Source organism: Methylomonas koyamae (assembly GCF_001644025.1).
In the GTDB taxonomy this organism is placed as follows: Bacteria; Pseudomonadota; Gammaproteobacteria; order Methylococcales; family Methylomonadaceae; genus Methylomonas; species Methylomonas koyamae_A.
On sequence record NZ_LUUK01000112.1, the window covers coordinates 1 to 25,000 of the forward strand.

The 25,000-nt window shown below is 52.9% G+C and carries 22 protein-coding genes and 1 CRISPR repeat array; of the genes, 6 read left to right on the plus strand and 16 right to left on the minus strand.

Annotated elements, in window-relative coordinates:
- The first annotated feature begins 49 nt into the window (after positions 1-49).
- Positions 50-2,764: a CRISPR direct-repeat array (repeat unit 29 nt; unit sequence CGGTTCATCCCCGCAGGTGCGGGGAACGC).
- Positions 2,765-2,929: 165 nt separating this feature from the next.
- From cas2e to cas3, 12 genes are all read right to left on the minus strand, one after another.
- On the minus strand, positions 2,930-3,235 hold the full coding sequence (gene cas2e / locus A1355_RS08865) for a type I-E CRISPR-associated endoribonuclease Cas2e (RefSeq protein ID WP_064027141.1): 306 nt from the start codon (positions 3,233-3,235) through the stop codon (positions 2,930-2,932).
- Positions 3,216-4,127: a type I-E CRISPR-associated endonuclease Cas1e gene (gene cas1e, locus A1355_RS08870; RefSeq protein ID WP_064027143.1), complete on the minus strand. Its 912-nt coding sequence runs from the start codon at positions 4,125-4,127 to the stop codon at positions 3,216-3,218. The genes cas2e and cas1e overlap by 20 nt, the downstream gene beginning before the upstream one ends.
- 34 nt (positions 4,128-4,161) lie before the next feature.
- The gene (locus A1355_RS08875; RefSeq protein ID WP_064027145.1) at positions 4,162-4,491 is read right to left on the minus strand and encodes a type II toxin-antitoxin system RelE/ParE family toxin; all 330 of its coding nucleotides are present in this window, start codon (positions 4,489-4,491) and stop codon (positions 4,162-4,164) included.
- Positions 4,488-4,763, minus strand: a complete 276-nt coding sequence (locus A1355_RS08880) for a type II toxin-antitoxin system Phd/YefM family antitoxin (RefSeq protein ID WP_064027147.1) — start codon at positions 4,761-4,763, stop codon at positions 4,488-4,490. The genes A1355_RS08875 and A1355_RS08880 overlap by 4 nt, the downstream gene beginning before the upstream one ends.
- A gap of 47 nt (positions 4,764-4,810) precedes the next feature.
- Positions 4,811-5,689 carry a type I-E CRISPR-associated protein Cas6/Cse3/CasE gene (gene cas6e, locus A1355_RS08885; RefSeq protein WP_033158595.1) on the minus strand — a complete coding sequence of 293 codons (879 nt, stop codon included), beginning with the start codon at positions 5,687-5,689 and terminating at the stop codon, positions 4,811-4,813.
- Positions 5,689-6,471, minus strand: a complete 783-nt coding sequence (gene cas5e / locus A1355_RS08890) for a type I-E CRISPR-associated protein Cas5/CasD (protein WP_064027149.1) — start codon at positions 6,469-6,471, stop codon at positions 5,689-5,691. The genes cas6e and cas5e overlap by 1 nt, the downstream gene beginning before the upstream one ends.
- Before the next feature lie 9 nt (positions 6,472-6,480).
- Positions 6,481-7,548, minus strand: coding sequence for a type I-E CRISPR-associated protein Cas7/Cse4/CasC (gene cas7e / locus A1355_RS08895; RefSeq protein WP_064027151.1), 1,068 nt, complete (start codon positions 7,546-7,548; stop codon positions 6,481-6,483).
- 18 nt (positions 7,549-7,566) lie between these two features.
- Positions 7,567-8,130, minus strand: coding sequence for a type I-E CRISPR-associated protein Cse2/CasB (gene casB / locus A1355_RS08900; RefSeq protein WP_064027153.1), 564 nt, complete (start codon positions 8,128-8,130; stop codon positions 7,567-7,569).
- A complete protein-coding gene (casA, locus tag A1355_RS08905; RefSeq protein WP_064027155.1) occupies positions 8,131-9,705 on the minus strand; it encodes a type I-E CRISPR-associated protein Cse1/CasA in 1,575 nt (524 codons plus the stop codon).
- A 25-nt stretch (positions 9,706-9,730) separates the two neighbouring features.
- Complete coding sequence (locus A1355_RS08910; protein WP_064027157.1) at positions 9,731-9,937, minus strand: type II toxin-antitoxin system HicA family toxin; 207 nt, start codon at positions 9,935-9,937, stop codon at positions 9,731-9,733.
- Complete coding sequence (locus A1355_RS08915; RefSeq protein ID WP_064027159.1) at positions 9,934-10,137, minus strand: type II toxin-antitoxin system HicB family antitoxin; 204 nt, start codon at positions 10,135-10,137, stop codon at positions 9,934-9,936. Before A1355_RS08915 ends, A1355_RS08910 begins: the two co-directional genes overlap by 4 nt.
- Positions 10,138-10,466: 329 nt before the next feature.
- On the minus strand, positions 10,467-13,331 hold the full coding sequence (gene cas3, locus A1355_RS26075) for a CRISPR-associated helicase Cas3' (RefSeq protein ID WP_231883613.1): 2,865 nt from the start codon (positions 13,329-13,331) through the stop codon (positions 10,467-10,469).
- A gap of 702 nt (positions 13,332-14,033) precedes the next feature.
- Between cas3 and A1355_RS08925 the strand changes: the two genes are divergently transcribed.
- From A1355_RS08925 to A1355_RS08945, 5 genes are all read left to right on the plus strand, one after another.
- Positions 14,034-14,294: a type II toxin-antitoxin system Phd/YefM family antitoxin gene (locus A1355_RS08925; RefSeq protein ID WP_064027161.1), complete on the plus strand. Its 261-nt coding sequence runs from the start codon at positions 14,034-14,036 to the stop codon at positions 14,292-14,294.
- The gene (locus tag A1355_RS08930; protein WP_064027163.1) at positions 14,284-14,670 is read left to right on the plus strand and encodes a PIN domain-containing protein; all 387 of its coding nucleotides are present in this window, start codon (positions 14,284-14,286) and stop codon (positions 14,668-14,670) included. Before A1355_RS08925 ends, A1355_RS08930 begins: the two co-directional genes overlap by 11 nt.
- Positions 14,671-14,961: 291 nt before the next feature.
- Positions 14,962-15,282: a hypothetical protein gene (locus A1355_RS08935; protein WP_064027165.1), complete on the plus strand. Its 321-nt coding sequence runs from the start codon at positions 14,962-14,964 to the stop codon at positions 15,280-15,282.
- Positions 15,283-15,818: 536 nt separating this feature from the next.
- Positions 15,819-16,073, plus strand: coding sequence for a type II toxin-antitoxin system Phd/YefM family antitoxin (locus A1355_RS08940; RefSeq protein ID WP_064027168.1), 255 nt, complete (start codon positions 15,819-15,821; stop codon positions 16,071-16,073).
- Entirely contained in the window at positions 16,070-16,324 is a 255-nt protein-coding gene (locus A1355_RS08945; protein WP_064027171.1) for a Txe/YoeB family addiction module toxin, read from the plus strand. The genes A1355_RS08940 and A1355_RS08945 overlap by 4 nt, the downstream gene beginning before the upstream one ends.
- 362 nt (positions 16,325-16,686) lie before the next feature.
- Here the strand turns inward: A1355_RS08945 and A1355_RS08950 are convergent, their stop codons facing one another.
- From A1355_RS08950 to A1355_RS08965, 4 genes are read right to left on the minus strand one after another with little or no spacing between them, the layout of a single operon-like run.
- The gene (locus tag A1355_RS08950; protein ID WP_064027172.1) at positions 16,687-17,553 is read right to left on the minus strand and encodes a DUF7281 domain-containing protein; all 867 of its coding nucleotides are present in this window, start codon (positions 17,551-17,553) and stop codon (positions 16,687-16,689) included.
- On the minus strand, positions 17,550-18,773 hold the full coding sequence (locus A1355_RS08955) for a hypothetical protein (RefSeq protein ID WP_064027174.1): 1,224 nt from the start codon (positions 18,771-18,773) through the stop codon (positions 17,550-17,552). The genes A1355_RS08950 and A1355_RS08955 overlap by 4 nt, the downstream gene beginning before the upstream one ends.
- Positions 18,770-19,393, minus strand: a complete 624-nt coding sequence (locus A1355_RS08960) for a condensin complex protein MksE (protein ID WP_064027176.1) — start codon at positions 19,391-19,393, stop codon at positions 18,770-18,772. The genes A1355_RS08955 and A1355_RS08960 overlap by 4 nt, the downstream gene beginning before the upstream one ends.
- On the minus strand, positions 19,386-23,042 hold the full coding sequence (locus A1355_RS08965; protein WP_064027178.1) for an ATP-binding protein: 3,657 nt from the start codon (positions 23,040-23,042) through the stop codon (positions 19,386-19,388). The genes A1355_RS08960 and A1355_RS08965 overlap by 8 nt, the downstream gene beginning before the upstream one ends.
- A gap of 461 nt (positions 23,043-23,503) precedes the next feature.
- On the opposite strand from A1355_RS08965, the gene A1355_RS08970 reads away from it, so the two are divergent.
- Positions 23,504-24,688 carry an ATP-binding protein gene (locus tag A1355_RS08970; RefSeq protein WP_064027187.1) on the plus strand — a complete coding sequence of 395 codons (1,185 nt, stop codon included), beginning with the start codon at positions 23,504-23,506 and terminating at the stop codon, positions 24,686-24,688.
- Positions 24,689-25,000: the final 312 nt, after the last annotated feature.

Here is a 25,000-nt window from a genome sequence, read left to right on the forward strand (position 1 = left end):
GCAGGTGCGGGGAACGCGTCAGTTGGCCGGATGTGCGGCCTCTGTATCGCGGTTCATCCCCGCAGGTGCGGGGAACGCTGTTTGGCGATGGCCCAGCTGCGGCCGTCAGGCGGTTCATCCCCGCAGGTGCGGGGAACGCTCGATGAACGATATTCCCGAAATGCGAAAGGCCGGTTCATCCCCGCAGGTGCGGGGAACGCATCAGAAAACCGGCCAAATCGGTCGCCGGCGTCGGTTCATCCCCGCAGGTGCGGGGAACGCAGCATCCGCCGCAGCGGAAAAAGCCTCGGCGACGGTTCATCCCCGCAGGTGCGGGGAACGCCGCATTGTTGCTTTGGTAGCTGGCGCCGGTGCCGGTTCATCCCCGCAGGTGCGGGGAACGCTTCGACGGCACCGCGACCGGCTCTTTCGACAGCGGTTCATCCCCGCAGGTGCGGGGAACGCCTAATCACTGGGCAATCGACGGCGTTTGGGGACGGTTCATCCCCGCAGGTGCGGGGAACGCCCGTTGAAACGAATCTCAACCATCAACCCGTCCGGTTCATCCCCGCAGGTGCGGGGAACGCAGCGGGACGGTTTGACCGCGCAGCGTAAGGCGCGGTTCATCCCCGCAGGTGCGGGGAACGCGCGCCGCGCTGGATGGGCAAAACGCCGGCAGCCGGTTCATCCCCGCAGGTGCGGGGAACGCGATTCGATGGCCGACTCGGCCGCGAAATACCGCGGTTCATCCCCGCAGGTGCGGGGAACGCATTTCGCAGCGTGATCAAATAGCTACCGTCGTCGGTTCATCCCCGCAGGTGCGGGGAACGCTGATTCGTCGCAGTGGTCGCGCGCTCGGTGGTCGGTTCATCCCCGCAGGTGCGGGGAACGCCGCACTATTTGCGTAGTGGCCAAAGTCGTCGTCGGTTCATCCCCGCAGGTGCGGGGAACGCGTTGCGTTCCTGAAGGCGGTCGTCGATCTTGCCGGTTCATCCCCGCAGGTGCGGGGAACGCTAGTCGGTGACCACGCCGCCGGCGGCGCAAAACGGTTCATCCCCGCAGGTGCGGGGAACGCGCGCTGGCAGTGCGCCGCCTTGGGGCGTTCTGCGGTTCATCCCCGCAGGTGCGGGGAACGCTGCTCCCAGTACGTGATGCCCGACGGCGTAACCGGTTCATCCCCGCAGGTGCGGGGAACGCATCAATCACGGAGTTAAAACAGACATGCTCAACGGTTCATCCCCGCAGGTGCGGGGAACGCCGCATCAACAGCGGTGCCATTTCCGCATAAGCCGGTTCATCCCCGCAGGTGCGGGGAACGCGACAAATACGCCGAAATCGACGAAATCGGCGACGGTTCATCCCCGCAGGTGCGGGGAACGCATCAGCCAATTGCGCGAACGCATCCAGCGGGTCGGTTCATCCCCGCAGGTGCGGGGAACGCCAGTTCTCAGATCGAGTAAACGAATAGCCAGACGGTTCATCCCCGCAGGTGCGGGGAACGCACAATTCTGAATATCCATCCGCAATGTACAAACGGTTCATCCCCGCAGGTGCGGGGAACGCCCCGGCAAGGTCACCGTCGCGCCGCTGTTGGCCGGTTCATCCCCGCAGGTGCGGGGAACGCTTGTAAAAAATGTGACGGATAACAAAAAACGTCGGTTCATCCCCGCAGGTGCGGGGAACGCCTTACTGTGTACGACTCGTTCGGCAATGTGGTCGGTTCATCCCCGCAGGTGCGGGGAACGCTATCACAGGATATTGTCGCGCCCAACTAACCACGGTTCATCCCCGCAGGTGCGGGGAACGCACCGCCGACCCTGACGCCAACACCGTCAACGCCGGTTCATCCCCGCAGGTGCGGGGAACGCATCGCGCGATGAATACAAAAATAATAGGCAGCCGGTTCATCCCCGCAGGTGCGGGGAACGCTCCGGGCATGACTTTGGATGTAATCGATGGTTCGGTTCATCCCCGCAGGTGCGGGGAACGCGTAATCGGCGTTAATAATTTCATCGACGCCTCCTGGTTCATCCCCGCAGGTGCGGGGAACGCCTAGTACGGGGAGCGCGCAAATTCAATTCGTTCGGTTCATCCCCGCAGGTGCGGGGAACGCAGCAACATGAATCCCTAGGAGGATAAATGGCAACGGTTCATCCCCGCAGGTGCGGGGAACGCTCGCCGACGCGTTGGCAAAATCGAGCGTCGGCCGGTTCATCCCCGCAGGTGCGGGGAACGCGCAATTGGCCCCACGTCCGCGATCGGATTCAGCGGTTCATCCCCGCAGGTGCGGGGAACGCAAATCCGGCTTGGATCAAGCCGTCGCCGCTGGCGGTTCATCCCCGCAGGTGCGGGGAACGCTGGATCAATTTTCCATCTGTGATCATCGAGTACGGTTCATCCCCGCAGGTGCGGGGAACGCCTTGATTCATGCGATATTCCCCAGCAACTTGACGGTTCATCCCCGCAGGTGCGGGGAACGCCAATGTTTCATATCCAATAGCGGACAAAAACGCGGTTCATCCCCGCAGGTGCGGGGAACGCGCAACCAGGCCCCGGTATTTGAATCACCAACGCGGTTCATCCCCGCAGGTGCGGGGAACGCGTCGGGTGCGGCAGTGTCGCTGACGCCTTTGGCGGTTCATCCCCGCAGGTGCGGGGAACGCGATGCCCATGTTGACCGGGCCGGCCGGCGTTTCGGTTCATCCCCGCAGGTGCGGGGAACGCTCATTAGAAAATCTTGATGATTTGCGCAGAGTCGGTTCATCCCCGCAGGTGCGGGGAACGCACTAATGCTAACTTATTGTTAGATAAACGGAAACATCCGGCCGAAATTTCTACCGAATTTTTCGGTATTTTCCAAGTTGTTAAAAAGCGGGCGAAAGCCCTTGCAGCACTCTATACCCCAACAGGAATTTAGTGCGCATTTCTCCCTTCACCCCGGCCCTCTCCCTTAGGGCGAGGGAGACGAATCGGCATCGTCCGGCGGAAAAAACGACACCAGTTTCAAGCCGTCCAGTTCCACAGGCAGCCGACGGTTTTTGCCCAGCGTCAGGAAATCGAAGCCGGATTCGGTATTGGTACTCCATACCATCACGGCGTTGCCCTCCTCTAAGCCCTGCTCGACTTGCGACCAAATCATTTCCCGCACCTTGGCCGACAAGTCGCCGACGTAAACCCCGGCGCGGATTTCGATCAGCCACACCGCCAAGCGTCCGCGCAGCCTGGGCGGCACGTTTTCAACTACGATGACCAACATCGCCGATGCCCTCCGCATTGGGAATGGCCGGGGCGATGTTTTCCTCGGCGGGTTTAGGCACTTCCAGTTCGCCGGCCGCCAGCACGTCTTCGATGGTGGGGATGATCTTGCGCAGGATTTTGGATTGACGAAACACGTCGCGGCACATCAGCCGCACTTCGCGTTCCGGGTTGGAGTAGTTTTTGGCGGCGATTTTGAAGGCGTGCGGGACGATGTCGTCGAATTTGAACAGGTCGGCGATGTCGTAAACGAAAGACAACGGTTTGCCGGTATGAATAAAGCCGATGGCCGGCGCGTAACCGGCGGCCAGCACGGCCGCTTCGCAGATGCCGTATAGGCAGGCGGTGGCGGCACTGAGACAGCGGTTGGCGGTGTCGCTGTTGTCCCACGCCGTATAATCGTAATTGCGGCCCTTCCAGTCCACGCCGGCCTGCTTGGCCAGCAACTGGTACATCTTCCTGACTCTGGCGCCTTCGATGCCGCGCAGTTGTTCGACGCTACGGCGCTCGGGCGGTTTTTCGCCGAAGCGGATTTCGTACATCTTGCGTACCACCTTCAAGCGCGCGGCGTCGTCCAGCGCCAGTTTGGCTTGATACAGCAATCGGTCCGAACGTGCGCCGCCCGGCTGGCCGGCTGCATATAATCTGACACCGGCTTCGCCGACCCAGACCAGCAAGGTCCCGGCCCTGGCCGCAAGCGCGGCGGCATGGTGGGAAACGCGGGTGCCCGGCTCCAGCATGATGCAGGCGATAGAGCCAACCGGGATATGGGTGCGGATGCCGGTGTCGTCGATGACGACGAAGGCGCCGTCCTTGACATCTATCTGGCCTTTTTCGATAAAGACCAGCGAGACACGTTCTTTCATGGCAATGGGTTTTAGGGGTGGGAGCATGGGTAAATCATCCTTAATTTTGGGGATCGTTCGGCTAGAGAGCGCCTATCAATCGCTGGGTTAACAGCGTTTGCATATCGCGGCGCCCATCCAGAATGGCATGGACGACCACTTGTTTAGGCATGCGTTGATAGATGATGCGATAGGGTTTTACGATGATTTGTCGATATTGGCGAATGCCCAAACCCAGTAACTCTTTAGGTACGGTTCCACGCTCGTTCAAATCGGCAAGACTATTGACGGCCACTTCGAGTGCATCGATGATTTTTGCCGCCACCTTATCACTGACTTCCACTAAGAAATAATCATTGATAGCCAGCAAATCGGCCAAGGCCGGTTCGGTCAGCCGTACCGGGACACTCATGCAAAGCCGCGCCGCTCGCGTAAACGAGTAAACGCCTCGGCGCTGGACACCGTTTTGCCTTCCGCCAACGCTTGCTGACTCTGCGCCAGCATTTTCAGAAAGGCCAGGGTTTCCTGAGTTTGCTCGTAATCGGCGACAGACTGAATCACCATCGCCGCCTCGCCGTTTTGGGTGATGACCATAGGCTGATGATCGGATTTTAATTTTTCGATCACCTCAGCGGCGTTGGCTTTTAAGTAACTGATGGGTTTTATGTTTTCGGATAGTTTCATTTGATTTTTCTCGCAATGAAATAAATTCAGACTGAATTAAGTCCGAATTATAACCGCCGCACCATCAACAAACCACAGCCAAATGCCTTGGCCCTGCCCAGGCCGGTGAATAGGGTTTGGCGAAATTTTTCGGCGTCGGTGATTTGCAGTTCGCCGGTGAAATCGACCGAGCTAAAGCCGGATTTTTCGCCTTTTTTGACAGCCTTTTGCTGCAAGCCGTGCCATGCGTAAGTGCTGTTTTGCAACTTGGGTAAACCGTCATCGCCACTCAGTAACGTAAATCCGCAACGCTCGCCTTGCTTGATCATCCAACTAGTCAGTGCCTGATCGACGCAGGCTTTGATCGCCCATTCCAACTTATCAGCCAAGCCGGAAATTTGCCCCAAACGCTCGGCGTAGTAACGATCCCCAGCCAATAATTCGGATAATTCAGCCTCCAACGCCGCCCCGCCCTTTTCCAGTAACAGCCTTTTGTAAATACCTTTATCGGTTTTGGCGGGCAAAGAAACATCCAGGCCATGTGATTTGATCAACGACGCCAAAAACTGCAATTGCGCATCCATCGCCACATCATGCTTTTTGCCTTGCCGACTGACCACTGGGTTGACCCGGCAATCGAATTGCAGGCATAGGCCGTTCGCCAATCGTGGGTCGTATTCTTTACTCTCGACCTTGAACAACGATCCTTCAAGCTCAATAGGCTTATTTTGCGAAACGACGTAATACAAGGGCTCGCCGCGTACCGCCGGCGACGGACCAATCTGTTCGCGGGCAATTTCTTCGCGATAGAGAAAAGTCCGTTTGTCCTGTTCCGGGAACAAATCCCATAACAATTGATGACAACCGTAAACGTTGCCTTCCAATACCCTCGCCAACTGCGACGATTTGTAAATATCCGGCCGTATCCTGACCCTGGAAAAATACATCACTCGCCTCCCTGATAAAAATAATGTTCCTGACGCGGCGCGAACTGCCAACGCTTGCGCGACAACGGTTGATCGTGGCGAACGCGGGTTTGCCGGTTTTGCAAATCACATTCCTTGGCGAAATCTTGCGGCTCGCCTTCCCAGTAATAGTGGCGTTCGCCGCCAGCATTCAGCCAATAAGTGTCTTGCTGAGCCGGCTGACCCGCTGCGCCATCCACCTGCTTGCGCGGCAATATCGGTTTATGGGAATAGGCTTTGAAGGCCGACAACAAATCGGCTTGTTCGGTCAGCAATTGCGGATGCAACGGCGCGGCCAGCGGACAAGATTTGCGCCCCAAATACAAATGGAACACCGGCTTGCGCAGTTTTTCCTCGATTTGTATCAGACTGAACGGCGCATCCGGTAAAGCGCGCAAAGCCACGACAGCCAAGGCGTCGCTACGGTATTCGCGGCTGGACAGAATGGTGCCCAAGCGCTCCTTACCCAATATCAATTCGTCGCGACGGGTGCGGTACACGAACTTGCCGGCCGAGCCCGGCACTTGCGCGGTATGATAATCGCGCAGCAATTGGCCGGTGCTAAACACTTCCACGGCCACCTGATAACCGTTCTGCAAGCCGGCTTGTTGTAGTTCGTCGCTACGCTCTATACCCAGCGCCGCGCCGACCAAACCCAAAATTGCCGACTTGCTCGGATAATTGGCGCTATGCCGGCTTTCGCCGACAGCGATTTCGCCCCAACTAGCCATCGGCCCGTATAAACGGAATAACAATAGGTCCATGACCGGCTCCTATTGGCCGACGAAATCGAGCAATTCCACCAGTGAGCCTTTGCGTTGCGACGGCAAGGCGTTCAGTTCATAACGGCTGTCTGCGCAAGCGCCGTAAACTTCGTCAAAACTGCTGTTCTGCTCTTTCAACGCGGCGATGGCCTGAACGGCAAAATCATCAGCTTCGCGGCCGATGGGTTTCAAATAAGCCACCGACAAGGAACGCGGCTGCTGGTCGCCTTTTTCTGCCAACACGAATGACGCATAAGCCCTGGAAGCAAAGCTGTTTTGCTTGCCTTCCGGCGCAACTTTGACGGCTGCTTCGGTCAAGGCGCGAATCGCTTGATTGGCAAGCTCGGCGTTGCCGTCCAGATTTTTAATCAGCAGCTCGCGGTTGATACAGATGTAGGCGTAAAACAAACCGGCGGCGAAGCGGGTTTCGCCGATGTGAGCGGCTCCCATGTCGTCCTGGCCATTGTTAAGGTCATCGACCGCGGTGAAATAATCGTCTTCTATCACCACCGGATGCACGCTGATGGCGTGCGCCACTTGGCAGGCGGCTTCGATGTTGAAGGCCGGGCTGGATGCCAGCATGCGGCCGAACAAGGCAATGTCCACGGCCTGTTCGTTGGCGCGCAGCAAATTCAATTCGTCTTTTTCCGGCGCCCGCTGTTCGGCAACCAATTTTGCGGTCAACGCATCCAGAGCCTTCCTTTCCGACGGGCTCACATGCACCAACTGTTCGATTTCCAATTCGGCTAACGGATCGTTCTTATCGGCCTTTTTCAGCGCACCGAACACGCCAGCGATGGCCTTGGTCCATTCCTTGGCATCTTTTTCTTTAACCCCACCTTCCAATAGCTTGTTATACACATCCAGTCCAAGCAATTTGGTGCGGGTGCCCAAGTGGCCGCCAACCGCCGCCTGGAACAAATCCGAGGTGCGCCAAGTTCTTTTCAGGCATTGCGACGACACCCGCAAGCGGTCGTAACCACCCATCTTCGCGGTTTTCGGACTGCCTTGATCGTCGCGGTTCAGGTTAGCGGGCGGGTAAGCGGTCAACAAATGCAGTTGAATGAAACGGCTCATGTAAGTCTCTCCTTGAGTTTAATTTTTGGGTAAGGCGGTGAAGTAGTCGGTGGCCCAGCGCACAGCAAGGCGGTCTTTGGGATAGCGGCCCAGCGGCTGATTGAACTCCTTATGCCAATGAATGATGTCGTTGGTGAGCGACACAACATTGGCGGTTTTGCCAAGCAAACGAATCGCGCGCAGCATGCGCCGGTAAAAATCTTCGACGGTTGGGCTTTTTTGCAGTTGCTGAAAGCGCAACTCGCTCATTGGCGGCTTGGCTTTATCTTTGGCCGTACCCAACTGAGCGGCAAAACGGGCAGTGGCATCGTTGGTTTCGACATGCGCCAGCAAACCAACAATAGATGCGGCGACCGGCAAGCGCTGCTCGGGCGACACCTTTTGCGGAAAATCGTCCGGCATTTGCCGTAAGAAATGGAAAAAGGCGTCGGTCAACAAAATGTCTTCCGGCGCTTCGGCGCGGCGTAAACGGGCGCGGGCGCCAAGATTACCACCCCGGTCGCCGTCGTCGCCGTTCAACCAGCGATGCCAGGCCAGCAAAGCCGGTAATTCCTCAGAAGTTAAAAAATAGTTCTCGCTCACTTAGGCAGCCTCCTCCGTTTTGGCGTGGGTTTTCAATTGCTTGACGATTTTGTTGCCGTGAAAACGGCCTAACATGGATTTCCGGGCGTTGATAATCCGTTTTAAATCGAGGTCTTCCGGGGTAGCGCTTAAAGTTGCGACTTCAAAAACCTCGATCATTTTCGATCTCAACGCTGCAAACCAATCGGCGTAAATGTCAGCCGGGGCCATACCGCCGCCGTCCGATAAGGTCGCCAAGCGTTCCAAGAGTCGGAAAAACTCGGCTTCGCTGGCTTGCCAAAATTGCGCATCGATTTGACTCATATCGCCTTTGGCATCTTCCGGGCGACGGAACCAGGCGGCTTTGACTTCGCTACGCAAAATTTTCACGGTTTCCCGTGCCGCGTCGACCAATTCGCCAGCCCAGCCGACAAGGTTGTGTTGCTGTTGCGCGGACAGATAAAACACCGGAAACCTCGCTTCGTACCAACAACGCGCCTTCATGTTGTCCATGTCGTAACCGAAGCACCACAATGCCGCTCCGCCTTTGTCGGCCAACTTGCGGCCGCGTTCCTGGTTGTAGTGCCGGACAATTTGGGCGGCTTTGTCGCCGTTGCTGTCGTCCTGCAAGGCTAACCCCAACCAATGCCGGTAACCCAAACCGCCTTGTTGGCCTTTCAAGGACAACGGCGGATTGACCTTTTTCGGATCGTGACGGTACGGCGTTAATGGATGTTGCCAAGCGCCGTCGTAATTGGTGCCGTAGTTTTTGGTGCGATATTCGCGGAACAACAATTCGGCATCGCATCCGCATACATCGCAAATACCCGGCTCGAGCGTTTCGCTCAAGCGAATCCGGCGCGGCATCCCCCAATAAGCATGCAATGGATGAACATCGGCCGGCGTGGTGATTTGGCCTTTTTCGGAAGTGCGGGTTTTGCCCAACCAGGGCATGATGGATAGTTCCAGTTTGTCCAAAGGTTGCAGGTCTTCCTGATTGAACACGTTCAACCAAAGCTTTTGCCACAACGTGGTTTGGCTAGCCTTAGGAAGCACCAAGGTCGTCAAAGGCCCGCCGCCGCGCAAGCCGACCCGATGTCCGACACCGCCGGATGGCGCGTTGATTTGCAAGGTAAACAATGCGCTAGCCGCACAGCTTGGGCATAGCTGGTTCGCCGAGCCGCGTTTTATGAAGTGGTCGAGATTGTCTTTCAGGGTTTTACCGCCGGGCGCTTCGATCAGCAACGCCGCGATAGGCTTGGCTTCGCCATCCGGCAGTTCCAAATCCTGTAAAAATGCCGGGCCATCGTCGCTGATCAATTCGAACGCCGGTGCCAATTGGGAAAAACGGGCTTGCAATTCATTTGAATCCGGCGCCTCGTCCCAATACTCCAACCATTGCTCTTCGTCTTCCGGCGCGAATCCGGTTTGCAGCAGACCAATCAGGAATTGATAAAGTGCACCCTGAAAATCCGGCCTCGGCGCGTTGATTTCGACCACCGGGTTTTCGGTTTCGGCGATTTGCCAGGGCACGATCAAATCGTGTAAGCCGTTTTGGCGAATGACCGGTATCCAGCGATCCGTTATTAAATTCATCTTGTCTCCCTGCTTGAAATTGAAATTACAACTCAGCTTCGTCGATGTCGGCCATTTTCATGATCTGCTTTTGCAAGCCGATCTTTAATGTGCTATCGCCATGCACCGGCACGGAAATTCTCATTGTGCTACCCGATTTGGCGTAAATGTGATGGCTGCCGTTGATACGTTTTAGCTCCCAACCGCACATTTCCAACAATCGACACATGCGCTTGCCGCTGATCGCCCTCACACGGCAATCTCCATGATTCGGTCGTTACCGCCGATGCTGGCCTCGTCTATGTCCACCGATAAACACCCTTCGACGGCTTCGTAAATATTGCTCAGCAACTCGTCGAAGCTGTCGCCCTGGGTCACGCAACCCGGAATCGACGGCACTTCCGCCCAGTAACCGCCTTCTTCGGCTTCGTGAATGATGACTTTTAATTTCATGCTGCTCTCCAAAAAACACCTGACTGGATATTGCAATCACATCTTCAACGCCACGATGATTGCAAGCACCAGAGCTAAACAAATAACCGCCAGCGGATTCGGCGCAAAAGCGTTGACTGCATCTATTAAACCCTTGACCTGCGCCATGACTGACCCCAAAAAATTCTGCCGGGGAAATCATAGGCGATACAATTGAGCAATGTCAATTTTCTAATGTAGTCAACGAAGCTTAAAGTTATACATATACATCCATAACCTTTAAACTAACACCTCGTTCCTTAAGCCAATTAGGGATGAACCGCTTCGCTGACTACATTATGTGAAGCAACTCATTCGTTCCCCGCACCCGCGGGGACTTCCCCGAAAAATCCGTCCGTCGCCGAATACAGGCTTTGCCCATCCACTAACGGCAACACCTCCAACCAACGCAACGCCTTTTGTTCGTTTTTTAAAGCTTCAATTTGCTGTTTCAAATCGTCGGAAAACTGCCGACCGGCCTTTTTCCATTCGCGTTCCGGCAATTTGATGGTGCTCATCGCCCAGGCGTAACGCTCGACATCGGCGTAAGGTTTAAGCTCGCCGTCAACCAACAATGCCAAGGCCACCGAAACGCTCTCCTCTTCGCTAAGGCGAGTCGGGATTTTGGTTTCCTCATCCCAATCGCCGCTTTTCCGGGTATAGCCTTTGTCGAGCTTCAAGACATTCAAGTCGGCCATGCTCCGCTGTACCATGGTTTTGCCTTCGGCATCGAAGGACGCTTCTTGCAATGCAAGCGGTATGCGAGCCTGCGCTTCGTCCGAATAGACGCCTTCAATCAATTCCCGCGCATCGTCCGGCATGGCAAAGCTACCTTTATCTGCCAATAATCGGGCCGACAACCATAGCTGGCCGACATGCGGATAAACCGCCTGGGTGCCGGCGTGATCCGGCTTCAGCCAAGCAGCGTTTGCATCGTCCGACGGCGCCGGTGCATACAAGTAAAACACCGGCGCGCCGCGTCCATCTTCCGCGCCCTTTTCCCGCAAACGATTGCCGTAAGCGTCGCGAATATGCCGGCGTAAGCGGCCGGCGCGTTGGATCACTAGATCGATGGGTGCCAAGTCACTGATCAGCACATCGAAATCCAAGTCCAAGGATTGTTCGACTACCTGGGTGGCAATCAAGATTTGGCCTTTGCGGGTGTCATGGCCTGATGGTTCACCGAAGGTCTGCAAGGTGCGGTTTTCGATGGTTTGCCGGTCTATCATCGCAAAACGGCTATGGAACAGCGCGACTTGATCAGCAGGAAAGCCGCTGCTCAGTAGATTTTGATACGTCTGGCATGCGGATTTGACAGTATTGCGTATCCAGCAGACGCAGTGGCCTTGCTCGGCGCTGTATCGAATTTTGGCAATGATTTGTTCTTCGCTGTCCATGCGTTGAACGCAAACCGTGCGTTTGACTTCGGCTCGGGTATCGATGGGCGTTTCCATAGTTGCCGGAAGTTGCTGTAAACGTCCATTTCCTTGATGGGGAAAGGTTGGGGCGTGGGGATGTGAATAGGGTAAAGCGTTTATTTTTATACCCTCACCCTGCCCTCTCCCGGCGGGAGAGGGTTCCGTTTTGGCTGGTATGCCAGCTTTTGGTGCCGGCGTGTGCGTCGCCAACGGGTAAGCCGCCGGACAAGCCAAATTCGGCGCTTCCAACCCAAGTCCGCGATGAAAAGCTGCGGTTAGAGTTTCGCGCATGGTCTGCGGCAGGGTGGCCGACAACAGAATTGCGCTGCCACCCTGCCGGGCATGAGCTTCCAATAATGTCGAAAGTAGTTCTCGCATATAGCTGTCGTAGGCGTGGACCTCGTCCACCAATAACACCTTGCGCCCCAAACCCAGTAGACGCAAGGACTGATGCCGCGCCGGCAATACCGCCAATAAGGCTTGGTCGAGCGTGCCGACGCCGACATCGGCCAACAAGGCTTTTTTGCGGCTATCCGCCAACCAGGCGTTGCAGTAGGCGGTGGCGCTCAGTTCCCGATCTTCTTCGCGCCAGCCGGTTTGATAATCGGCATCCAGATGAGCTTGCTCGGCAAGCAGCACCGACTCGCGAAATGCTTGCGACAACTCGCGCGCACCGTGCGCCAAGACCAACGACGGCTGTTCGCCGCTTTCATAAAAGCTGCGGTAAACCTTGCTCAAGCGCTGATACATGGCGTTGGCGGTGGCCATGGTCGGTAAGCCGATGTACAAACCGTCGGCCAAACCTTGGGCAATCAGGCGCTGGGTCAAAATCAACGCGGCTTCGGTTTTGCCGGCGCCGGTCACGTCTTCGAGAATAAAAAGCTGAGGTTGGTCGGTCAACGGCTCTTCGGCAGCGTATCGTTGTAACGGCGTCGGCTGCTGGATGAACGGAAATAGGGTTTGCACGGTTTCGAATTTTCCGGCAACAGGCCGTTTGGGCAAGCCGGCAAGCGCTTGTTTGGCCTTGGGTAACGCAAAGTTTTGCCAATATTCGGCAAGCGGCATCGGCTTGGTGCAATAAGCGAAATGTTCTTGATTCGAACCCAACCAATCGGCTAACACAGCTATACCGGCGAATTGCCAGGATAACGGCTTCAGGCGTTTATAAAGGCTCTTGTCCGCTAGGGGCTGAAAATCGAAATCAGCCAGAAAGCAATCCAGCAGATGCTGCACGAAGACGAACGCCGCCTGCTCGTCGTCGGCCTCGAAGAAATTGCCAAGCCGAAAGCTATCCAATTTCGGCGGCATGCCGTGGTGGCCGGTAACGATTTCCAGCCAGGGATCGATTTTATTGATCCAAGCAGCTTGACCCGCCGGAAGGTATTGAGCCAATTTTTCTTGCAAAACATCCCGCCAAAGCGCAAATCCCAGGCTATCGTGACGTTCCGCATAAGTCATTCTCGGATTCGTCTTGACCAAATCGTCCGATATATCCGTTCGCAAACCTTGGAATGCACGAGCGAATTTGCCTAGATCGTGCAGGACAAGACAAAAGGTAAACCAACTTTGAAGCCATTTCGGCTCGACTTGCAATTTGGCAGCCAATTGCTTGGTCACGGACTTTTCGGCGGCAAGCCATTGTTTCCCCACAGCCGCCACATCCAAACAGTGGTAAGGCAGTAAATGGTAAGGCAGCCCTGCTTCGGTATTTGGTTTAGCTTTACCCCAATAGCGATAATATTTTAAAAATTCAATCATATGCCAAGTGAGACAAATGCCGATGACTCTAACAGGAATAATTTCCGACTTCTAACTAAATCTGGTGTCTAGCCTAGCTTGAAGAGAGGTGGCGTCCCTTTGGCAGGCGGATACTCAGATGAACCTTCAACCAGAACCAGCCCCGAAAATTGAACAGCCGATAAAGTGAAAAACCCTGCTACTTTTGAACGCCCGTCAGGACTAAGCAATAGAACAGAAGATGTTCTAAAAGCCAAAAAGAAAACATTCGTCCGCCTTACAAATCAAACTGGCCCTAGCAGCCTTGGTCGGCGATAAGCCCCTCTGACGTAATTTACCCAAGAATTTGAGGTTCATCAAATTCAGAGTTTCGATTGGAAGCAACTAAACTGAAGTGTTTGGGAGGGCCACGGAGCCAGAATCGCCACCGGTTAATCTGCAAAACCAACATGCGAAAAGCAGACCGTTGACATTGGGGAATGTTTTTTACTTGTACCCCTCCGCGCTCAATATGGCGGGATTGCTGATGCCCAACCGTCAATACCAACCACCGTTGGCCGGCAGTCGGGGCACCCTGTGCTACCTACCCAAGCCGGTTTCGGAACCAGATTTGGGCAGATCCAAATAGTGAGCGTCCTACCACTGCAAAATCCTTGTTATGCCGCTCAAGCCATGCAAAAATTGATATAATAAATATTTTAAAGTATTTATTTTACGCCGACTATGCAGCTCACTGCCTCTCAGTTACAATCCAAACACAAAGCCCTAATTGATGCGCTTAAGCGCGGAGAGACCGTAGAGATCACTTATCACGGTCAAACGCTTGGCGTCGTTCACCCCGCTGCCCCAACAACTAATTCACAAGAGCAAGAAGCCGCAATGAATGAGTTTTTTGGTATGCACCGTGATTTAGGCGTCGCCAATGTCGAATCGGAATTGCGCGATATTCGTAAAGGTCGCCGGAAATCGTTGAATGATCTTTGATACCTATATTTTGATTTATGCCGACCGAGGTGTCGAATCCGCCAAGCAGTTAATCCTTGGAACTCAGCAACGCTCCATTTCAGCGATCACCTATATGGAATACGTTCCGTTTTGCCGGAACAAAAAAGAGCTGGCAACCTTTGAAAAGATGTTACAAGCACTTCAATTTGCCATTCACGAAATAGATCATGGCATTTCCTACCATGCCCGACAGCTTGTACGACAGTTTGCTCTAAGCCATAACATGGAAATGGGCGATGCATTAATTGCTGCTACTGCTATCGCTCGAAATGAATTGTTATGCACTGGCAACATCAAGCATTTTTCGCAAATCAATGGCTTGATGCTTGACCATTATCAACCTGATGAAATATGACTTTTGATTGTTCTTTCCGTAATGGTTTCTAATCGGCCGCTTGATTACCATCTGATAACTACACAGAAACTATGAACATTTCACCATCCATCCCAAACGGAATTGAATCAAGGCCAAAATCAAGCAAAGTAGTCCAATGCTATCGAGTATATGATTTGATACGCCAGACCAAGAGCAAAAAATCTTACTACAATATAAGTAGTTTCTGAAAGCCTAAAAAGCAGTATTCACCACCGATCAAGCCCCATCGACAATGGCCGGCCATGATTATTTCCACTAGGTTTAATCCCCATGTTCAAAATTTACAAACGAACAATCCATATCGGCACGTCGGAAAATCCCCAAGGCCGACTTGAATATAAGGTCGAAGAAAGTTCTGGCTCCGGTCTTCCTAAAATGGTGACTGTTCCGGCGATGATTGCTGGAGCAATTGTCGGCACGCTGGTCTTTTCGGTGCTTTTTGTCATTCTGTTGATTCCTCTGGGGATTGTTGGTTACAAAGGATGGCGACTGATGAAATCAGCGCAGCAAGAAAACTTTAGGCAAGGCCAAGGAGATATTATCAGTACCGAATACTCGGTGATTTCCGATTCCGAACCGGATAAGAAGTAATCGAAGTTCATGTTTGAAGCCATAGCCATCACCCAGCTACTGGAAACCAGCAATCAGCCTAGTGCATTTTTCACATAAAACGGCTGGATTGTCAGTGACTCGATAGATTATGAAATCCGCGAATCTCCAATCCAAAATCCTGCGCAAATTCTCCCCTTTATCGAGGACGTGCTGGCTTGATGTTGAACAAATCCCCACCGAAGGGCCTCCAAGCCTCAGGCGTAAGCCAAATTGAAAAGCTTTCCAATAAAGCATGAGCTTATTAGATTTCAGAAAATTCGAACAAGGAGGTTAAATTATGTCGCCTAGCGCCAATCCAGTAATTTCAGTCAAATTATACCGATTCATTCGCGCAACGGGCTTTGGGGGCCCGCTCGATTGACCATCGATCCACTCAGGCGCCTGCTCATCGCCCACGGCAAGCTAGTCAAACTTACTCCCGCCGATATGGCGTTTTACCCGATAAAATACCCATTTGTGTACATTAATAAGTACTCATAAAATACCGGTAAAGCCTTATTCACCAGGAGTCACTCATGGACGCCATTAATTACACAACCTTGCGCAACAACCTAGCCAGCGTCCTTGATAAAGTCAACGACGACCATAACCCGGTTTTGGTTACCCGACAAAACGGTAAGCCGGCGGTGATTTTGTCGCTGGATGATTACAAGTCGTTCGAGGAAACAGCCTACTTAATGGCCAGTCCGGTCAATGCTCAGCGTTTGAACCAGGCCATCGCGGAAGTGGAAGCCGGAAAAGTGGTCAATCATGATCTGATCGAGTCATGATTCTGGCTTGGGCGACAACCGCTTGGGACGATTATTTGTATTGGCAGACCACTGATAAAAAAAGGCCTCAGCGGATCAACACCCTGATCGAAGACATCAAACGCAATCCCTTCACCGGCATTGGCGACCCGGAACCATTAAAGCACAACTGGTCCGGCTATTGGTCCAGACACATAGACCGGGAACATCGGCTGGTTTACAAAGCCGATGCCACCACTATTACCATCGTGCAATGTCGTTACCATTACTAAAACCATGCCCCAAATTCTCCTCTGCACCGTCGGCGGCAGTCACTAACCCATCGTCAGGGCCATCAACGACTTGCGTCCGGATTATGTCTTGTTCATTTGCACCGACAAAGACCCGGTAACCGGCCAGCCCGGCTCGCGCAAGCAAATCGACGGCAAAGGCAGTTGTATCGAGGCCCGCGTTGGAAGCCAGGCGCCCACGCTGCCTAATATCCCGACGCAAACCGGATTGGTCACCGAGCAATATCACATTGTGCTGACTCTGTCCGACGATCTCGACCGCATTTATCTAGAAGCCTTGAGCACTTCTGATCCGGAGGATTTGTTGGAAATAGAGGTGACAAGGTTAATACCCGTTAGACCTTTTAGGCGGGGTGCATTTGTAGAAGCAAATTTCCGACCAGCCAATGCTCCTGAACGATGCCGGCCTGATGCAGTTCCATCAGCTGCCAACAGGCTTGAATGATGGAATACCTGGTGTCGGATAAGGCTTTATGGCAACCAGCGAGTTGTTTTTCGTAGAGTTTATGATTGGCTTTGCCGGGGTCGTTAAAATAGCTCTCCAACACTGCCATGTCCGGCGCAATCAAGCCGGCAAAGTTGGGATACGACTGGGCGATGCTCAGACCTTTAGGGTCGATGTCGCCCATCACCCAGACCGGCAACTGAAGTTTCTCGATCAGGTTCAACACTGTATCAGCCTGATAAACATGATCGCCTCGAAACACCACCAAGGGTTCGGTCAGCGCCGCCGATTCATCCAGCTTGATGGCACCCAACTGATCGAAGCACCGGTAATTCTCAACAATCCAGATGCTCTGATGCTCGACGCCGACGATGCTTTCTAAGGCCATATCGCAATGGCTGTTCTCCGGCAATCGATAGTATTCACCGTTTAACTTGAGCGCCCTGCCCAGCAAAGATTTCAAGGCCAAGCGGTTTTTCTTCACCGACTGCCCGGCCAGCTTTTCATTGATGGCAAGAGTTAACACTTGCTCGCGTTGCATACCGGCAAACTCACCTGGACTAACTTCATGCAAATCGATATGCGTAATTTTTCTGACCAGTTCCCGTAATTCCTGTTTGTCATGGTGGGTCAGCAGCAGTTTTTTGGCTTGAGTCAGGCCGATGTTGTATTCCTGATGAATGGCCTGCCAGGTTTGATTGAGCGGGAACAGCTCCTGCCCACTATCGATCGCGCGGCCGATGACCGCCAACCATGTTTTGTTCATGTTTTGCCATCCTGACAGCACAGCACGATGTCGCAAATCTTCTTATTGCCAGTAAAGCCTGCCCATTGGCCTACCTCCCGCCATTCGACTTGCAGCGACTTATGTTGCTGTTTCATGCATTCGTTCATCACGCACGCCAACCAGATGCCGGGTTCAATATCGTTGGCAAACACCTGTTGAAAAGCGAGAGCCGATAATGGTCGACCGGATTGTTGACGGACTTTGGCCATGTAAGCCGCCAGTTGCTTCCGGTATTTGGGAACCTGTAAGGTCTGTTTTTCGGCTGGATTGAGCGTGACCGAATTCAAACGCCTTTGTTTTTGTTTGGCCAACAAGGCATCACTATCGATGCGAATCTTCTGGGCAATCTCGACAAGTTCCTGCTCCAAGGCATGGTCCATGGGATCTGCATATGCTGACAGTGCCAAGGGTTGAATGCGATTCCAATGTTCGGGAATCTGATCGTGCTCGCTCCAATCAAGCGGCTGGTAATCGGGATTTTGCCGCAGATAAAACGCAAAACCCTGCACCAGTTGTGCTCGCACTTCGATTTGCCGTAATTCGAACAGGAAAATTTTCAGCTTATCGAGAATGTCCTGCAGTCGTTGTTGATACTTTGGCAATAGCCGGAGCAATTGCCGCTCCAGCAATTGATGCAACTCCGGCTGCTCCTCGACGTATTCCAGTAAGAACTCCGGTTGCAAGGCACTAATGGCATTGACGAGTTTTTCCAGACGGGCAATATAAAAGGTATTCTGCTTTTGCTTTTCCGCCAAGGTGCGGACGTTGGCAAAACGGCTGTTGACCAGCATCAACAGATAACTAGTGTTTTCCTCCAGGTTGTCGGCCAAATCAAATACCAACCTTTGGATTTCCAGCAGGTAATGATCGACATCGTCCAGCCGGTTCTCCCGCCAGGCATCCTGGTACAAACCGATCTGCTGCTCCAAGGTGTCGATCCAACTCGACAGATCGGTATCTAGCCGGCGGATCCGGTCGCTGCTCAAGGCGCTGTCGAGAAACTGGCTCAGCCGCCCGGCGATGCGAAAACCATCGTCGCCGTGATCGACCAACACTTTCAGTTGTTTGAGCTGATTTAGGGTGCGTTGATTCTGGCTTTCCGAATAGATAGTGCCATTGAAATAGGCCTTGGCGATCAAGTCACTATGATTGGCCAGCGCCTTGAACAGCCGCTCCATGCCTTGTTCGGCCTGACTCAAAACAGACTCTCCTGGGCCACGTCGTCTTCGTCCTGCGTGATCGGCAATTGCTCATGCTCTTTGATGAATTGCAGTGCCTGATAGAAATAATCCAGTTTGCCGGTCACTTGATAAATCAGAGTATCGCGGTTGGACAGTTGTAAATAGCCCCATTGATCCAGGGTTTTCAGCAGTTTTTCCAGACGGCTTTTAACCGCATCGTCGGTACAGACAAAATCTTTGAAGCGGCCAAAGGTTTGTAAACGATCCGCCAAAGCCTGATTGCTTTCGATGACCTGCAATAGTGCCCCAAAGCTCAGCGTATCGCCGGGTGACAAGGCGGTATCGCGATGCAGACAGGCCATCATCATGTCCAGCCATTCCACTACGGGCTGTAGCTCCACGCGGAACTGCTGAAACAGGCGCTGAATATCCCGGCGGGCACCAGCATCTATCTGTCGATAGGCGGCATAATACGCTAGGCTATTCTGAGTCTTGCTCAAGCGGTATTGCAGACGGCTCAAAAATTCGTCGACCTGTTCCGCATTATCGGCCTGCTGCAAAAATCGAAAGCCGTTCTCGTCGCTGATTTCGCAAATGAACTCGCCTTGCAGCAGGCGTTTCAGTAAAACGTCAAACATCAGCCAGCTCCCGCACCATGGGCGCCAATTCTGCCAGATAGGCTTCATCGACTTCCATTTCCACCAACTCGCGCTGTCCAACCACCTGATAACGGTTTTTGAACAGCCGAAGAATATCCGGATCAGGATCGGGAAAAGCGGACAACAAGGTAATACCGTTATTGCTCAATAACTCCAGCAACACCTCGATATTGACCTGATGCAGCTCCTTCAACTCATCCATAGGCCAGATGATATTCAACGGCTGGTCCTTGCGTATCATGTTGACCAGAGCGATAAAGAACACACATAAAATTAGATACGACAGGCCGTGACTGGAGATTTGCTGCAATTCCTCGGCGTGGGTCGCTTTTTTGCTGCGGCCGTTTTCGCTGACAATGATTTCCAGTTCCAGCAGGCTGACCAGTTTCATTTCCACCCTGCCCTTACCGGACATTTGTTCCGCCACCAACCGCACCATATCCGCAAACGTCTCGCCGGGTAAACGGCCATCGCTATTTCGGTTCCAGTCATCATATTGCTTGGTAAAGGCGACGATCTGCTGCCAGTAGCCCAAGGACTGCACTTTTGAAGTCAAGCGACCCTGGATGCTTTCGATTTTGTCGAAACGGATATTACTGTCGATATGCTTGGTCAGTCGTCTGGACAGGGAGTCTATGCCGCGGTCGAAATGTTCCAGGGCTTGCTGATAATTACGGATCACCGCGCCGAACAGATTGGCCTGATTGATCAGCAAACTGCGCAAATCCAGGTGGGCACTGTCGTACCAATTCAATATAGGCGACAACCAGACTGTTTCGTCGCCGTCCAGCCCCAGTTCATTTTCCTGACTCGCGTAATACTGGGTGGGACCGGTGCCGGGATAACGAGCTAACGTTTGTTTCAAATGCCTAAGCTTTGCCAACAACATCCGTCGCTGACTTTTGTAGGCATCATTCAAAGTGCGATATTCGTTTTGTAACAAGGCCAGGGTGTGCGATTCGTCAAAACTGACGACATTGGGAGCATAACGGGCGTAGGCAGAGCAATCGTCCAGCAATTGCTCCAGCGTTTTCATCTCCTGGTCTAGTTTCTGCAATGCGGCAATCAGCCTCCCCTGCTCTGCTTTCAATTCGCTGCTGCGTTGTTGATAGCGTTGCTTGGCGGCAGCAAACTGCGCTTCGGTTTGACGCAATTTGGCCGTATAGTCGCTAATCGCATGGCACAATTCAGCATAGCCCGACCAATGCAGTTGCTCCCAGCGCCGATAGTCGCTCACTGTTTCAGCGGCGGCTTTGGCCTCCTTCAACTGCTGTTTCAGAGTACCGATTCGGGCCTCAAGCTGCTGCAAGGCATCGACATCGATTTGCCGAGTCTTCAGGCTATTCAGCCGTTGCTTCTCCAATTGTTGCAGCGCTTGCTGCTCTTGGCTGTTTAGCGAGGCAATATCCTGCTTGATATGTTCGACTTGTTGTTGTGAGGCCTGTTTGATCCGGGCGATAGCAGTTTCCAGCTCGACAGAAAGCTGTTTTTCATCGTGTTGCAATTGCCGCTTCAAGCCATCCAGCTGACGTTTGATTTGGTTAAGGTTTTCCTCAACCGCTGCTTTTTCAGCCTGCAACTGCTGTGCGCGCCGACGTTTGCTGTTTTCGATCTGCAGTTTCAAAGAAGCGAGTTCAGCTTTAATGGCTGTTAAGCCATTTTGCAGGCGCCCCTGTTCGGTTTCGGCTTGCTGACATTGCTTGCGCAGTTGGGTGTCGGTCTTTTTCAAAGCGGTCAATTGTTGATCGGCCTGTTCATCCAATCCGGCCAATTCGCGCAATCGGTGTTCATGCTCGGATAACAACACACGGATTTGCTGTTCGTCGGCCGCCAAATCCGCCGACAGCACATCCAGATTCAGTGAGACGCCGTAAAATCCCGTCGGCTTTTCCACTAACGCCGGTTCCAGGTCGTCGCGCAGCAACAATTCCGGATTAACTACTTTGGCAATATCCTGCGTCCAGTCTGGTTGATGTTCGCGCAAAAACCGCAATAAGGTATCGGCTTCGGTATCCAGTTGCCGCTTTAGACGACTGATCGCCTCGTCGATCGACTGTTTTTCTGCCTGATAATGACGCTTTTGTTCCAGCGCGGCCTCGACATCATCCTGATTGGCTTTGATGCGCTTGTTGATACCGGCGACGTCATTTTTGGCTTCCTCTAATTTCTGCTGCTGGCTTTGCTGAAGCTCTAACTTGGCTTCCCGGGTTTGGAGTAATTCCGGATCAGGCTGGATTTGGGCGATCTGTGCGTTCAAAGCCCCGAGGTTACTCTGTGTCTTGCCGGCCAATTCATGCAGTTTTTCCTGTTCGCCGCTACTCGCCGTTCTCAGCTGTTCCCGGGCCAGATTGTGTTCGGAGCGACGATTGGCCTCCTCTTCGCTAGCCTGGGCCTTGGCCTCATCGATCTGACGCTCGTGCCGGTGACGCTGCTCGGCGTAGCCTTTCTCCGTGTCGGCTTTGATCGCGGCGAATTGGGCATTGATGTCCTGAATTTCGGAAGTCAGCTTCTCGTAGTGCTGTTGTTCCCTTGCCAGATTGTCGACAAAGACTGGCTGTTGCTCGGCCTGACGGATACTACGTTGTATGTCCTTCGCGTCCCACTCGGCTTTTTCATTTTCCAGTTGGGTTTTCTGCTTCTCCTGACTGGTTAGCTCGGCTCTTTGCTTGGCCAGTGCCGACTGCATCTCTTGTTCCTGAGTCTCCCAATCGGATTTCACAGTTCTGAGCGATTGCTCGGCATTCGCCAGCCGTTCTTGCTGCCCTTGTTGTTGCTGGCGATAACGCTCCTTCAACAGTAATAGGCATTTGTAAAGTTCACCAAATTGAGTTTTGAACTGCTCTTGTTCCGATGCCAATTGGCTCAGTTCAACCGCCTGTTCCCGCTCGGCTTCGATGTGTTGGTAAGCACGATATTCCTTGTGCCAATCCTCCAATTTGTCCATGGATATATCCATGGAAATTGAATCGCGGTTCTCGTCGATGCAATTGACCAGCATTTCCCGCAAGTCGGCGAAATCGGTCGAACGTTGCAACATCCCGGATACGATTTTTTCGATGTCTTTCAAGCGTCGTCCTGAACTGCCCTGGCAAAAGCTGTAGCGGGCAATCAAATTGCGTAATTCCTGGCCCTTGCTATGCGGCAGGTTCTGAATCACCGTACGATAGTCACTGCAGGACGTCAGCTGATTACTGCAATGGATCTGGCGTTTATCCAGGTGGCGTTTCAAATCGCGACAGGAAATCGGGTAGCAGGAACCATCAAGTCGCGTTTCCAGAAAATCGTCGCGATCGAAGCCCTTATCGACAAAGCGATAGCACAGCCCTTCTTCATTGAGTGAGGCATAGATCACCACCATGCAGATTTGCTGATCGCGGCGATACTCGAAAATGATATAAGACGACTCGTTAGGCAAATAATGCTTGGCAAAACTTTCGGTGACTCGGCTTTTGGGCACCAACCGGCCTGGTCGTTCGCCGAAAAACAACGGGATCAGCCGCAGCAGTGTGGTTTTACCGGCGCCATTGACGCCGTTGAGGTTGGTGTGTCCATCCAGGCGCACCTCCTGTAACGTACCGGGCTTATACGAGTCGATCAAAATCAGCCTAGTTAATGCAAAACTTCCCATCCCTTAACCTTTTGACTGTATAAGTTGCTTTAGCAGGCTGTTGATTTTATCGTCCCTGCAGCCCGTGTAGCATCGTCGAACTGGTCATAATGATCATGCATATTGCATTGTAATATGCAAAATAATTCTATCTTCAATCGATTGCATTGACTCCATGCCCGGTGCCGACATTCCTCAAGAAGAACGAATTCGTTACTGAACCCTAGTAGCGCAGGTTCAGAAATAACAGCCGTTCTGCAAGCTACGTAAAGTGGTCGATCTGCTGCTCGCCACGCTATACGACGAGTTTGACGTACTCTATGCCCGTCGCGGCCGGAATTCGATTCCGCCGGAGCGTTCAAGCCGTTTTGGTGTGTTTAACACGCATTCTCATGAACTTGAGTTGGAATATACCAATTTATTTATATTTATACTACTCGAGTAGTATACTTACGAATAAATTGATACATTCGAGATTCGCTATGGATAAAATCAAAAATCCTTTTTCCCCCGGTGCTGGATCGCCGCCACCTGAAATGGCCGGACGGGACGCTATTCTTGAACACGCTCGGGTTTTGCTGGGACGTGTCCGTGCAAAGCGCCCGGAAAAAAGCTTGTTACTGACGGGACTGCGAGGTGTCGGAAAAACTGTCCTATTAAATGATATTGAACGTATGGCGATTGATACGGGTTATCGCACGCTACTGGTTGAAGCGCATGAGGGTAAACCCTTGGCTGTTCTAGTCGCGCCGCATTTGCGCCGTTTGTTATTTGATCTTGACAGGCTCGCAGGCGCCGGCAATAAAGCCAAACGCGGCATTGCCGTTCTAAAAAGTTTTATCGGCGCTATTAATATCAAAGTGGGCGACTTCGATATTGGTCTAGATATCGAACCCGAATCAGGATCAGCCGACAGCGGTGACCTGGAGGTTGACCTTCCTAGTTTATTCACTGCTGTCGCCGAAGCGGCAGAAGAACGTCAGGTCGCAGTGGCGATACTCATCGACGAAATTCAGTATTTCAGTACCACTGAATTGAGCGCTTTGATTATGGCCATGCACAAAATGCAACAGCGGCAATTGCCTTTGGTTCTCATTGGTGCGGGGCTACCGATTTTGCCGGGCTTGGCAGGAGAGTCTAAATCCTATGCGGAACGGCTATTCAGCTTTCCTGAGATTGGGCCCTTACCGGAGCAGGATGCCTTTACCGCCATTCAGGAGCCGATTCGTGAGGCAGGGGAATCAATTGAACCGGGCGCCTTGCAGGAAATTTACCGCGTGACGCAAGGTTATCCGTATTTTCTCCAGGAATGGGGCTACCAAGCCTGGAATCATGCGGTAACATCGCCCATCACTTTGCAGGATGTCAGAGAAAGCAGTGCTTTGGTTTCCAAGCGACTGGATGAAAATTTCTTTCGGGTACGCTTTGATCGATTAACACCTCGTGAGAAAAACTATTTACGTGCCATGGCTGAACTCGGACAGGGTCCGTACCGGACTGGTGACGTTGCCGATAAACTTAACGTTAAGATTAATACCTTGGGGCCGGTACGTGCCAGTCTGATCAAAAAAGGCATGGTTTTTAGTCCGTCCCACGGCGATATGGCTTTTACCGTACCTTTGTTTGACGAATTCATGCGCCGAGTCATGCCCGATTTCAATATTTGAAGCGGATGGATTCAGACGTGTGCAACTGCTAAATCTGAATATGCTCACTTAATAAAGTCTTGCTGCGCAGGATAGCGGATGCGATCGGCTTGATTGTCTAAAAAGTGGTCTTCGGCCTGTCTGCAGATTCGCCACAAACTGAACATCTGCTTCTCAGCCATCACGGAAAGTGGTCAAGTTGTTGGATAAATTAGGAATTGTGACCAAATTTACTGGCTTAGAATAAAATTCGCAGGCATAGTTATCAAGCCTATTTCAAGTTGCGAAGTGCCAAATTCAGCCTGTAACTCATTTTTAACATGGTTTCGATCA

What these genes read in the sequence shown, in the direction of transcription:
- A1355_RS08950 (WP_064027172.1), bottom strand. Translation starts at nt 17,553, where the DNA reads ATGAACAAAACATGGTTGGCGGTCATCGGCCGCGCGATCGATAGTGGG.
- A1355_RS08875 (WP_064027145.1), bottom strand. Translation starts at nt 4,491, where the DNA reads ATGAGTGTCCCGGTACGGCTGACCGAACCGGCCTTGGCCGATTTGCTG.
- cas2e (WP_064027141.1), bottom strand. Translation starts at nt 3,235, where the DNA reads ATGTTGGTCATCGTAGTTGAAAACGTGCCGCCCAGGCTGCGCGGACGC.
- A1355_RS08970 (WP_064027187.1), top strand. Translation starts at nt 23,504, where the DNA reads ATGGATAAAATCAAAAATCCTTTTTCCCCCGGTGCTGGATCGCCGCCA.
- A1355_RS08960 (WP_064027176.1), bottom strand. Translation starts at nt 19,393, where the DNA reads ATGTTTGACGTTTTACTGAAACGCCTGCTGCAAGGCGAGTTCATTTGC.
- cas7e (WP_064027151.1), bottom strand. Translation starts at nt 7,548, where the DNA reads ATGAGCCGTTTCATTCAACTGCATTTGTTGACCGCTTACCCGCCCGCT.
- cas6e (WP_033158595.1), bottom strand. Translation starts at nt 5,689, where the DNA reads ATGTATTTTTCCAGGGTCAGGATACGGCCGGATATTTACAAATCGTCG.
- cas1e (WP_064027143.1), bottom strand. Translation starts at nt 4,127, where the DNA reads ATGCTCCCACCCCTAAAACCCATTGCCATGAAAGAACGTGTCTCGCTG.
- A1355_RS08935 (WP_064027165.1), top strand. Translation starts at nt 14,962, where the DNA reads ATGTTCAAAATTTACAAACGAACAATCCATATCGGCACGTCGGAAAAT.
- A1355_RS08925 (WP_064027161.1), top strand. Translation starts at nt 14,034, where the DNA reads ATGCAGCTCACTGCCTCTCAGTTACAATCCAAACACAAAGCCCTAATT.
- A1355_RS08915 (WP_064027159.1), bottom strand. Translation starts at nt 10,137, where the DNA reads ATGAAATTAAAAGTCATCATTCACGAAGCCGAAGAAGGCGGTTACTGG.
- A1355_RS08940 (WP_064027168.1), top strand. Translation starts at nt 15,819, where the DNA reads ATGGACGCCATTAATTACACAACCTTGCGCAACAACCTAGCCAGCGTC.
- cas3 (WP_231883613.1), bottom strand. Translation starts at nt 13,331, where the DNA reads ATGATTGAATTTTTAAAATATTATCGCTATTGGGGTAAAGCTAAACCA.
- A1355_RS08965 (WP_064027178.1), bottom strand. Translation starts at nt 23,042, where the DNA reads ATGGGAAGTTTTGCATTAACTAGGCTGATTTTGATCGACTCGTATAAG.
- A1355_RS08945 (WP_064027171.1), top strand. Translation starts at nt 16,070, where the DNA reads ATGATTCTGGCTTGGGCGACAACCGCTTGGGACGATTATTTGTATTGG.
- A1355_RS08880 (WP_064027147.1), bottom strand. Translation starts at nt 4,763, where the DNA reads ATGAAACTATCCGAAAACATAAAACCCATCAGTTACTTAAAAGCCAAC.
- A1355_RS08930 (WP_064027163.1), top strand. Translation starts at nt 14,284, where the DNA reads ATGATCTTTGATACCTATATTTTGATTTATGCCGACCGAGGTGTCGAA.
- casA (WP_064027155.1), bottom strand. Translation starts at nt 9,705, where the DNA reads ATGAATTTAATAACGGATCGCTGGATACCGGTCATTCGCCAAAACGGC.
- cas5e (WP_064027149.1), bottom strand. Translation starts at nt 6,471, where the DNA reads ATGGACCTATTGTTATTCCGTTTATACGGGCCGATGGCTAGTTGGGGC.